Annotated in this window: 6 protein-coding genes; 3 read left to right on the top strand and 3 right to left on the bottom strand. The window is 62.2% G+C overall.

Annotated elements, in window-relative coordinates:
* Nucleotides 1-69: 69 nt before the first annotated feature.
* Complete coding sequence (hemW, locus tag NW848_RS07705; RefSeq protein WP_414402897.1) at nucleotides 70-1,263, top strand: radical SAM family heme chaperone HemW; 1,194 nt, start codon at nucleotides 70-72, stop codon at nucleotides 1,261-1,263.
* A gap of 95 nt (nucleotides 1,264-1,358) precedes the next feature.
* Here the strand turns inward: hemW and uvrA are convergent, their stop codons facing one another.
* The gene (gene uvrA / locus NW848_RS07700; RefSeq protein WP_414402896.1) at nucleotides 1,359-4,259 is read right to left on the bottom strand and encodes an excinuclease ABC subunit UvrA; all 2,901 of its coding nucleotides are present in this window, start codon (nucleotides 4,257-4,259) and stop codon (nucleotides 1,359-1,361) included.
* 207 nt (nucleotides 4,260-4,466) lie between these two features.
* Here uvrA and NW848_RS07695 point away from each other — a divergent pair, with 207 nt between their 5' ends.
* Nucleotides 4,467-6,830 carry a DUF3488 and DUF4129 domain-containing transglutaminase family protein gene (locus NW848_RS07695; protein ID WP_414402895.1) on the top strand — a complete coding sequence of 788 codons (2,364 nt, stop codon included), beginning with the start codon at nucleotides 4,467-4,469 and terminating at the stop codon, nucleotides 6,828-6,830.
* A 240-nt stretch (nucleotides 6,831-7,070) separates the two neighbouring features.
* Entirely contained in the window at nucleotides 7,071-8,378 is a 1,308-nt protein-coding gene (locus NW848_RS07690; RefSeq protein ID WP_414402894.1) for an alkaline phosphatase, read from the top strand.
* Nucleotides 8,379-8,560: 182 nt separating this feature from the next.
* Here NW848_RS07690 and NW848_RS07685 read toward each other — a convergent pair whose 3' ends face one another.
* Both NW848_RS07685 and NW848_RS07680 read right to left on the bottom strand, forming a co-directional pair.
* Nucleotides 8,561-10,000 (bottom strand): cryptochrome/photolyase family protein, encoded by a 1,440-nt coding sequence (locus NW848_RS07685; protein WP_414508409.1) that lies wholly within the window; start codon nucleotides 9,998-10,000, stop codon nucleotides 8,561-8,563.
* 87 nt (nucleotides 10,001-10,087) lie between these two features.
* Nucleotides 10,088-10,294 (bottom strand): hypothetical protein, encoded by a 207-nt coding sequence (locus tag NW848_RS07680; protein WP_240530343.1) that lies wholly within the window; start codon nucleotides 10,292-10,294, stop codon nucleotides 10,088-10,090.
* Nucleotides 10,295-10,371: the final 77 nt, after the last annotated feature.

Below are 10,371 nucleotides of genomic sequence, written 5' to 3'. Positions count from 1 at the left end.
GAGTCACTGGGAAGCCCGCACTCTATGCGTCAGCATGAGTGCGGGAGTACGTCACCAAGGTAGGGAGCTATGGTAGTTGCAGCCTCTGCAGAAGACTTTGCCCTCTCCACTCAGCTTGGCTGGCCGGAGGCGGCCTATCTGCACATTCCCTTCTGCCGGCAGCGCTGCCACTACTGCGATTTTGCCACCGGCCTGGGCACGCGCGAACTGATCGAAACCTATGTGCAGAGGCTCTGCCAAGAGATCGGCGGCGCCTACCGCTACCGCCATTTGGCCGGGGATCCCCAGCCCTTGACCAGCATTTTTTTCGGCGGCGGCACCCCTTCCCTGCTGACGGTGAAGCAGTTGAGTCGGATTTTGAGCCAACTAAGGGAGAGGATCCCGTTTCATCCCGACTGCGAGATCTCGCTCGAGGCCAACCCCGGCACCCTGACACGGCAGCAGTTGGCAGGCTACCGGGATCTAGGGGTTAACCGCATTAGCCTAGGGGTACAGGCCTTTCAAGCGGAGCTGCTGGCCGCCTGCGGTCGCCTCCATGGGGTGGAAGAAATTTACGAGGCTGTGGCCGACTTGCAGGCGGTGGGCTTTGAGAATTTCAACCTGGATTTGATCTTCGGGCTGCCCTATCAAACTTTAGAACATTGGCAGGAGTCACTGCAGGCTGTTCTTGAAATCAACCCCACCCATGTCTCCGTTTACGATCTCACTCTCGAGCCGGGAACCCGCTTTGGGCGTCTCTACCGGCCGGGGGAGGCGCCTCTGCCCAGCGAGGAGACCACGGTTGCCATGTACCTGACGGCGCGGGAGTTGCTCACCCAAGCCGGCTACATCCACTACGAGATCTCCAATTTTGCCCGCCCTGGGTATGCCTGTCGCCACAACCGGGTGTACTGGGAAAACCGCCCCTACTTTGGCTTTGGCATGGGATCGGTCGGCTACGAAGGGGGGCGGCGCATTCAACAGCCGAAAACTCTCCACGCATACTTTGAACAGGTCAAAGCGCAGGTTCACCCCCTGCCGCCGCCGGCTTCTGCAGAAGAAATCTGGATGGATACGGTGATGTTGGGGTTGCGCCTCCAGGAAGGGCTGGAGTTGGCAACTCTACAGGAGCGCTTTGGCAGCAGGAAGGTGGAGCAGGCCTTGCAGAGGCTGGATCCCTATTTTGAAAAAGGTTGGGCCAGTTGTGAGGCGGGGCGGCTGCGGCTAGTCCCGCCGGAGGGCTGGCTGTTTTCCAACGAAGTCATTGAAGAGCTTTTGTTTTGAAGAGAACTGGGCAGGACATCAGTGAAGAAAGCAGCCGCCCGGTTCAAAGTCGACCTTTGTCCAACTTGTCTCTCAGAGGGTGGGGATAGCAGGGCTTACTGGCCGGGGGGATGGCGTTGCAAAACCTGCTTCAGGTAGCGCCCCGTATGGGATCCCGGCTGCTCAGCCACTGCCTCAGGGGTGCCTACGGCCACGATCTGGCCGCCCTGGTCGCCTCCTTCTGGCCCCAGGTCAATGATCCAGTCGGCACAGCGGAGGATGTCCAGGTTGTGCTCGATCACCAGCACGGTGTTGCCCGCATCCACCAGCCGCTGCAGGACGTTCAAGAGCTTGTGAACGTCGTAGAAAGACAGGCCAGTGGAGGGCTCATCCAGCAGGTAGAGGGTTTTGCCGGTGGAACGGCGGGACAGTTCTGCCGCCAGCTTTACCCGCTGCGCTTCCCCGCCGGAGAGGGTGGGGGCCGGCTGGCCCAGCTTGATGTAGTCAAGGCCCACATCGGCCAGCGTCTGTAGAATCTTGGCGGCAGGGGGTAGGGCGGCAAAAAACTCCAGCGCCTCCCCCACCGTCATGTCCAAGACTTCGGCAATGTTTTTGCCCTTGTACCTGACCTGGAGGGTCTCGCGGCTGTAGCGGCTGCCGCCACACACTTCGCAGGTAACATACACATCGGGCAGGAAATTCATCTCAATCACGTTCACCCCCTGCCCTTTGCAGGCTTCACAGCGCCCCCCCTTGACGTTGAAGGAAAAGTGGCCAGCGTGATAGCCTCTAGCCTTGGCCTCTAGAGTCTGGGCAAAGGCCTGGCGGATGGGATCAAATAGACCCGTGTAGGTGGCAGGGTTGGAGCGAGGAGTGCGGCCAATGGGGGATTGGTCGATGACAATAACCTTGTCGATGTGTTCAATGCCGTGTAACTCCCCCATTTCCGCCGGCTTGGGCACCTTCTGGCCAAGGTAGTGCTGCAGGGCAGGGTAGAGCAACTCGTTGACCAAGGTGGACTTGCCGGAGCCGGAGACCCCCGTAACACAGACTAGTTTGCCGAGCGGGATCTCCACATCGATGTGCTTGAGGTTGTTTTTGTGGGCATTGGTGAGCTTGAGGGCAACCCCTTTCCCCGGTCGGCGCTGGGCAGGGGTAGGGATCCGCCTCCGCCCCGAAAGGTAAGCTCCGGTCATGGAGCGATCGCAGGCCAGGATGTTGGCTAGAGACCCTTGGGCCACCACTTCTCCCCCGTGAATGCCAGCTCCAGGGCCGATGTCCACGATGTGGTCGGCGGCGCGGATGGTTTCCTCGTCGTGTTCCACCACAATGAGGGTGTTGCCCAGATCCCGCAGGCGCAACAGGGTTTGCAACAAGCGCTCGTTGTCCCGCTGGTGCAAGCCGATGGAGGGTTCATCCAACACGTAGAGCACCCCCGTCAGGCCGGAGCCAATCTGGCTGGCCAGCCGGATCCGCTGCGCCTCGCCCCCCGAAAGGGTCATGGCCGGTCGGGCCAGGGTGAGGTAGTCGAGGCCCACATCGATTAAAAACTGCAGCCGGGTTCGGATCTCCCGCAGCACCAGCTCGGCAATCTGGGCCTGGCGGGGGGTGAGCTTGAGGTCTTCCAGGCGGCGCAGGCAATCGCCAATGGAGATCTGGGTGAGATCCGTGATGCGGTAGCCGCCGACGCGCACCGCCAGGGCCTCCGGCCGCAGCCGGGATCCGCCACAGGCAGCACAGGGGCGGTAGGTGAGGTAGGCCTCTAGCTTTTGCCGGTAGGTTTCGGAGGTAGTTTCTTGGTAGTGCCGCTGCAACTGGGGGATCACCCCTTCGTAGCGGCGGTAGTACCCCCGGCCCCGGTAGGGGGATTCCGCTTCAACGTAGATCTCCTGGTCGCTGCCGTAGAGGAGGAGCTGCTGCTGCTCAGGGGTGAGGTCGCACCAGCGGCTGCTGAGCTCAAAGCCAAAGGCCTTGGCGGCCCCCGCCAGCAGGGCCAGGTAGTAGGGGTTCTCCCGCTCCGCCCAGGGGGCGATGGCCGCGTACAAAGGGAGCTTGGGATCCGGCACGATCCGGTCGGGGTCGAAGATGGGCTCAAAGCCCAGCCCGTGACAGACAGGACAGGCGCCGATGGGGGAGTTGAAGGAAAATAGCCGCGGCGACAGCTCGCCCAGCACCGAGCCATGTTCGGGGCAGGCAAATTGTTCCGAAAAGATCAGCTCCGTCGGCTTGCCGTTGAGGTACTGCCCCGCCACCTCGGCCACTTTTTGCAGCAGGTGTTCCCGCTCTTCCTCTCGCGGCAAGAGCTCCACCACCGCCAGTCCCCCCGACTGGCGCAGACAGGTGGTCAGGGAATCGGCCAGCCGCTCGGCGATCTCGGGGCCCTTGACCAGCCGATCCACCACCACCTCAATGGTGTGGGCCTTGTTTTTGGCCAACTCGATCTCTTCGCTCAGATCCCGCACTTGGCCGTCGATGCGCACCCGCACAAACCCCTGCTGGCGCAAGCTCTGCAAGAGGGCTGCATGGGTGCCCTTTTTTTCCCTCACCACAGGCGCCAGCAACTGAAAGCGCGTCCGCTCCGGCAGGGCCAGGATCTGGTCCACCATTTGATCCACCGTCTGGGGGGCAATCACCCGGTCACAATGGGGGCAGTGGGGGATCCCGGCCCGCCCGTAGAGCAGCCGCAGGTAGTCGTAGATTTCGGTAACGGTGCCCACCGTGGAGCGGGGGTTGTGGCTGGTGGACTTTTGGTCGATGGCAATGGCCGGGCTCAAGCCCTCGATGCGGTCTACATCCGGTTTGTCCAGTTGCCCCAGAAATTGCCGCGCGTAGGCGCTGAGGGACTCCACATAGCGCCGCTGCCCCTCGGCAAAGATGGTGTCGAAGGCCAGAGAAGATTTGCCGGATCCAGAGACGCCCGTAAACACCACCAGGCGATTGCGCGGGATCCGCAGCTCGAGGTTTTTGAGGTTGTGCTGCCGCGCCCCCACTACGTGGATTTCGTTCTGGCCGGACATCTCGTCCCCTCTGTGCGCAGCGCAGGTCGAAAAACAACGAAAGTTAAGGAACATTAACGATTCTAGTGCCTTCTAGTGCCGCGGCAGAGGTCTGTCTTCTCCAATCGAGAGGGGGTACCAGCAAGCTGGGTCTATCGTGGGCAGGAGAAGGAAAAAGACTTGGCTATCTTGGAAGGGCCACTTGAGGATCCCGAAGCAACCTAGCCCATGACCTGGCCGCTGCTTGCTGTCCAAAAAGTCTTCATCTACCTGCTGGTGGGGATCGCCTTCACGGCCCTTTGTCTGGGGGATCAGGCCCTGTCGCCGGCGGTTATCGCCCTCTGCTTGGCGGCGGGGGCTGCCAGTTGGTTTTGGGAGCCGCCCCGGATTAGTTTTGCCCGCTATGCTTCCCTGTGGATGCCCCTGACGGTGAGCGTGTTGGTCAGCTTGGCGGCCCTGGTGCTGGCGGGCGTGCTGCCGCTTTCGGATGGGGCCATAGGCCTGGTGCTTTACCTAACAGGGGCCAAGTTGTTCCAGCGGGAACGGGCAGCAGACCACATCCAGTTGGCGGTGCTGTCTCTGCTGCTGATGGCCATCGCCACCCTCTTCAACGAAGACATCAGCTTTGGGTTTTTATTCCTGCTGTATGTGGGGGTGGGGCTGGTTAACCTCACCCTCTATCACCTGCGCCTGCAGGCGGAGCAGCACCCGCAGGCGGCCAGCCAAGTCCGCGGGATCGACCTCAGCTTTTTGGGGTTTCTGGGATCCCTGGCCTTGCTGGCAACAATTCTCTCGGTGGTTTTGTTTTTCCTCTTCCCGCGGCTCAGCTTGGGGATCTTGGGCCGGCAGGCCCGCTCGCCGGTGATGACCACCGGCTTTGCCGAAGAAGTCAGCCTGGGGGAGTTCGGCACCCTTAAAACCGACAACACCGTTGCCCTGCGGGTGGAGTTCCCGGCAGGGGTGCCCCCCCAGGTGGAGTCCCTCTACTGGCGTGGCATGAGCTTTGATCGCTACGACGGGCGGGCTTGGTCGCGGACGCTGAACCGCGCGATCCCGATTTTCCCCACTGCAGCAGGGGTCTTTGATCTCTCGGCTTCCCCCTTGATCCCCACTGCGAGCGACCTCCAGTTCTTCCCCCTGGAGCAGCGGATTTACCTAGAGCCGCTGGCCACCACCACCGTCTTTGGGGTGGCGCCGCTGCTAGAGGTGGAGTGGCTAGATCGAGGTGGGGCGATGACTCCGCAGCAGGCATGGCAACGGCAAACTCGCCGCCTGCTCCTGCACGAGAGCGGGGATGTCAGCCATTCTCTGCCCCCCCGGCTGCCCTATCTCTACCGCGCCGTGAGCTGGATCCCCCAGGATCTAAGGCCCCGCCTGCGCCAGCTTAGCCAGGAGGAGCTGCTGAGTGCGCTTGACCCAGCCCAGCAGGCAGCCTACCTGCAGTTGCCGGCAGAGCTGGATCCGCGCATTCCCGCCTTGGCAGAGGAGATCACGGCTGGGATCCCCGACGTCTTTGGCAAGGTAGCGGCTCTGCAGAACTACCTGCTGGAGAACTACGCCTACACCACCGATCTGCCGGATCCCGGGGCCGAGCCGCCTTTGGAGGCCTTTTTGTTTACCCACCGCCGCGGCCACTGCGAATACTTTGCCACCGCCCTGACGGTGCTGGCCCGCAGCCTCGGCATCCCGGCCCGCGTGGTCAATGGCTTCTTGGGCGGGCGCTGGGTGGCGCAGGAAAAGTACCTGGCGGTGCGCAACGCCGATGCCCACTCGTGGACGGAGATCCCCTTTGGCCCCTATGGATGGATCATCTTCGACGCCACGCCGCCCGAGGCCAATGTCAGCCAGCGGCAAAGCTGGTGGGATCCCCTGCAAGATTTTTACGACAGCCTGCGCTTCCGTTGGTTTAAGTACGTCATCCAGTACGATCTATCCACCCAGCGGCAGATCTGGCGGCAGATTCAGGAGCTGGCCAGCCGCGTGACCGCTCCCCAAAAGCAGGAGGATGTCGTTGCCGCCCTCCGCCGCAGCTTGGTGGGCTGGGGGCAAAGCCTGCAGCAAAACAGCCTGCCGCTGGTGGGGGTGATGGTCATCACTGGCTTCACGGCCTACTGGGGCCGCCGCCGCCGCTACCAGGCCGTGCGCTGGCAGGATGGGGGATGGATCCTCTTGGCCACAGCCGCCAATGGAGTGGTGATGGGATCCCTGTGGCAGCCGCCCCCAGAATGGCCCACCTGGATGGTCGGGATCCTGCTGCCAAGTCTGGCCTTTGCCGGGATGCGCTGGATCCCGGCGGCCCTGCCCAAGTCCCAGCAGCGCCGCCAGGCCATCTCAAGGCTCTATTTGCAACTGCGAGATCTCTTGACGGCGGCGGGGATCCCAGCCCACCTAGGCCCTGAGGCCTGCCTGGAACACCTGCGCCAGTCCAACTTGCCCCGGGTTGAGCTGGCCATCCAGTTCCTGCAGCGCTACCTGGAGGTGCGCTTTGGCGGGATCCCTTTGCAACCTGGAGAACTGCAGCGTTGGCAACAATACCTCAGACAGCTTAGGCAGGCCTGGCGATTCACCTCTGCCCCCCAAAGCGCTGCTTGATCTGGAACGGCCCAAGCAGCCTTGACGTTATGGGATGGTTAAGAGATAGTTAACAGTAGGTGCAGAGCGCACAATCTACCCTGGGCAATCCAGAACAGCAGCCGTTCCTGCAGGCGAGTTCTGCTTGCAGGGGCAGTTGGGCTCTTGCTAGGTCGTCAAGGCTGTGTTACTTTTCTTAACGTCCAGCCTTGAACAAGCAAGGGCATGCTCACTATGCGTAACCATTCTTTGAGGGCAGCTGTGGCCGCGACACTGTGCCTGCTGTCCTCTTCGCTTTTTTCCTCCGGCCTGGCCCAGGCGGCGCCCAAGCCGACTGGCAACGGGGCGATCTTTTTCCACCCCGATGGCACTTCGGCCTCCCACTGGGACATCACGCGCATTCTCCACTACGGCCCCGATGGCTTTCTGAACTGGGATCGTCTCCCCGTGATTGCCCCCTATCGCGGGCACCATCTCGACCAGCTTGGGGGAACTTCCAACGGCGGAGCGGTGACCCATGCCACAGGAACTCGTGTCCACGCCAAGAGCTTTGGGTTGGATCCGGACGGCAAAGAGTACCCCTCTGCCAACGGCACCCTGAACACGATTATGGAGGAAGCAGTGGCGGCGGGCTTGGGCACGGCTCTGGTGCAGTCGGGATCCATCATTGAGCCGGGAACGGCTGCTTTCGTGGCGGAAGTTCCCAAGCGCAGCGACTATGAGGAGATCGCCCTACAAGTGGTGGAGTCGGGGGTGGACATCATCCTGGGGGCCGGTGAGGAATGGCTGCTGCCGGAAGGCGTCCAGGGCCGCTTTGGCCAAGGGAAGCGCAAGGATGGCCGCAACCTGATTGAGGAGGCCAAGAAAAAGGGGTACGCCGTTGTCTACACCCGCGACGAGCTGCTGAAGCTGCCGGCAGATGTCTCCAAGGTTTTGGGGGTGTTCAACGTCGAGGACACCTTCTACGACAAGCCTGAAGAAGAGTTGCGGAAAGAAAACTTGCCCAACTACATCGCCAGCGCCCCCACCATTGCCGAGATGACGCAGTTTGCCCTAGAGCGGATCTCCCGCAATCCCAAGGGCTTCTTCGCCGTCATTGAAGAAGAGGGCACCGACAACATGTGCAACAACCTCAATGCTTCCGGCTGCCTGGAGGCCATGAAGCGGGCCGACGATGCCATCGGGGTGATTCTTGACTTCATCGAGAAGAATCCCAAGACCTTCATGATCACCACCAGCGACAGCAATGCTGGCGGGATGCAGCTGGTGGATGTCGAGTCTGCCGATAATCCTCTGCCGCCCACTGACGAAAGCGGCGCTCCCCTTGACGGGGTGGACGGCACTGGCACAAAGCCCTTCCTCTCCGCTCCGGACAAAAATGGCAAGCGTTTTCCCTTTGGCATCTCCTGGGCCAGCAAGGACGATGTGGGCAGCGGGGTCATTGCTCGCGCGGCGGGCCTGAACGCTCGAGAGCTAGTGCCGGTCACTGGAATCCTGAACACAGACATCTACCGCATCCTCTACTTCGTGCTCTTTGGGGAGCGCATCCCCAGCGAGCTCAAGCCGTAGTCTCAGGCAGCCCGGCCTTGGCTTGGAACTTCTGGGGACGGAGGGGATCCCGGCGATCCCCTTTTTATTTACGCAACGCTGTCGCGAACGCGCCGCTCCAACTCCCCTCTCCCTCAGGGAGAGGGGCCGGGGGTGAGGGAAGTCCTTGCCACCTCCTGTCCAGGAAGGAGTGGATAGGCTGCCTAGTCCGGCTGAGAGCGCCCCTGCTGCACCGCCTGGTAGCGCCGCTTGAACTCCTGCTGCTGCACTTTGTGATCCACGATGGGATCCGGGTAGCCGCAGCGCCGCCGCTCCTGCAGAGCCCAGGATCCCTTGGGATCGTCGCCTACCCACAGCAAAGCGGGGGTATCCAGCCCGGCCAGCTCCGGCAGGTAGCGGCGGATGTACTCCCCTTCCGGGTCGTAGCGGGCCGCCTGGGTGGCCGGGTTGAAGATGCGCAGCGGCCTGGGATCCGTGCCCACACCAGCGCTCCACTGCCAGCCGCCGTTGTTGGCAGCCAGATCCCCGTCTACAAGCTTTTGCATGAAGTAGCGCTCCCCCCAGCGCCAGTCGATGAGGAGATCCTTGGTTAAAAAGCTGGCCACGATCATGCGGCAGCGGTTGTGCATCCAGCCGGTCTCGTTGAGCTGGCGCATGGCCGCATCCACAATCGGGTAGCCCGTCTGCCCGGCGCACCAGGCCTGAAACCAATCTTGGCGGTTGTCCCACTCCAGCGCATCAAAAGCGCGCCGATAGGCGCCGCTCTCCACGTGGGGCCAGTGGACCAAAACATGCTTGTAAAACTCGCGCCAGCACAGCTCCTGCCGCCAAGTCTTCAGGCTGCTCTCGGCCTCTTCGCTGCGCACCTCCGCTTCCACCTCCCGCGTGGCCTGCCACACCTGGCGAATGCCGATGGTTCCCCAGCACAGGTGGGGGCTGAGGAGAGAGGTGCCCTGTTCAGCCGGGAAATTGCGGGCCCGCTCGTAGTCGAAAATGCGCAGGCCCTGACAAAAATCCTCCAGAAGACCCTGAGCCACGCTCTCCCCCGCTGCCGGGATCCGCTGCTCACAGACAAACCCCAGATCCGCCAAGCTGGGCAGAGGTTGGGCTTTCAGGCTTGACACCGACTGCAGACTCTTTGGGATGGGGAAGGGATCCGGCTTGGGCAAGCTAGACCAGCGGCGCCAGAAAGGGGTAAAAACCGAGTAGGGCTCCCCCGCCTGGGTCAACACTTCCCCTGGCCCGTGCAGCAGCATATCTTGGTAAGAAAAAGACGGGATCCCAGCTTCCGCCAAGCTGGCCCGCACCCGACTCTCCTGCTGCCGAGCCCAGGGATCCAGATCCTCGTTCCAAAACACGGCCTGCGCTCCCAGCTCGGCGGCCAACTGCCGCAGCTCCACGGCTGGATCTCCCCGCCGCCACAGGAGTGGGATCCCCATCTGGGCGTAGCGTTCCTGCAGCTCCTGTAACGCCTGGAGGAGAAACGCCACCCTGGCTGGGGCCATATCCGCCCGCTGCAAGACCTGCGGGTCGAAAACGAAAACCGGCACCACCTGGGAGCTGCGCTGCGCCGCCGCGTGGAGGGCTGTGTTGTCCGCCAGCCGCAGATCGCGGCGATGCCAGAGGAGAACCGGGGAAGTCATAGGAGGCCAAGCAACCGGATCCCATCTTGGCCGCTTTTTCTTCCTCTCTTCAACCCCAGGCTGCCGGCAGAGGTGGGCAAATGATGTCTATTCCCCCAACAGACGTCCAGGGCAGGGACAACAGCGCTCGTCAAGGTTTCGCTGGCCATCGCTGGAGCCCATGGCGTAAGCTGTATCTCCCGGCCTCACCACCAACTGAGTCAGCTTGAGGGCAAGTAGCGGATCGAGCGGCTCCGGTACATTAAGTAGGAACTGCTCAACGGAGCGCCGCAGCGCCTCTGGCGTCTTGCTCATCACGTCTCCATCCATCCATCGATGGCTTTAGCTAATCCGCCGTTCGCGCTAGCGGGACGTAGTCCTGGAAGCCCCGC

The sequence above is a fragment of the Synechococcus sp. RC10A2 genome, assembly GCF_047502605.1.
The sequence above is the reverse complement of the archived record's forward strand: the minus strand, read 5'-3'. Positions and strand labels throughout refer to the sequence as shown.

Excerpts from the sequence above, each read along its gene's own strand:
- hemW (WP_414402897.1), top strand. The coding sequence starts at position 70 with ATGGTAGTTGCAGCCTCTGCAGAAGACTTTGCCCTCTCCACTCAGCTT.
- uvrA (WP_414402896.1), bottom strand. The coding sequence starts at position 4,259 with ATGTCCGGCCAGAACGAAATCCACGTAGTGGGGGCGCGGCAGCACAAC.
- NW848_RS07695 (WP_414402895.1), top strand. The coding sequence starts at position 4,467 with ATGACCTGGCCGCTGCTTGCTGTCCAAAAAGTCTTCATCTACCTGCTG.
- NW848_RS07685 (WP_414508409.1), bottom strand. The coding sequence starts at position 10,000 with ATGACTTCCCCGGTTCTCCTCTGGCATCGCCGCGATCTGCGGCTGGCG.
- NW848_RS07680 (WP_240530343.1), bottom strand. The coding sequence starts at position 10,294 with ATGAGCAAGACGCCAGAGGCGCTGCGGCGCTCCGTTGAGCAGTTCCTA.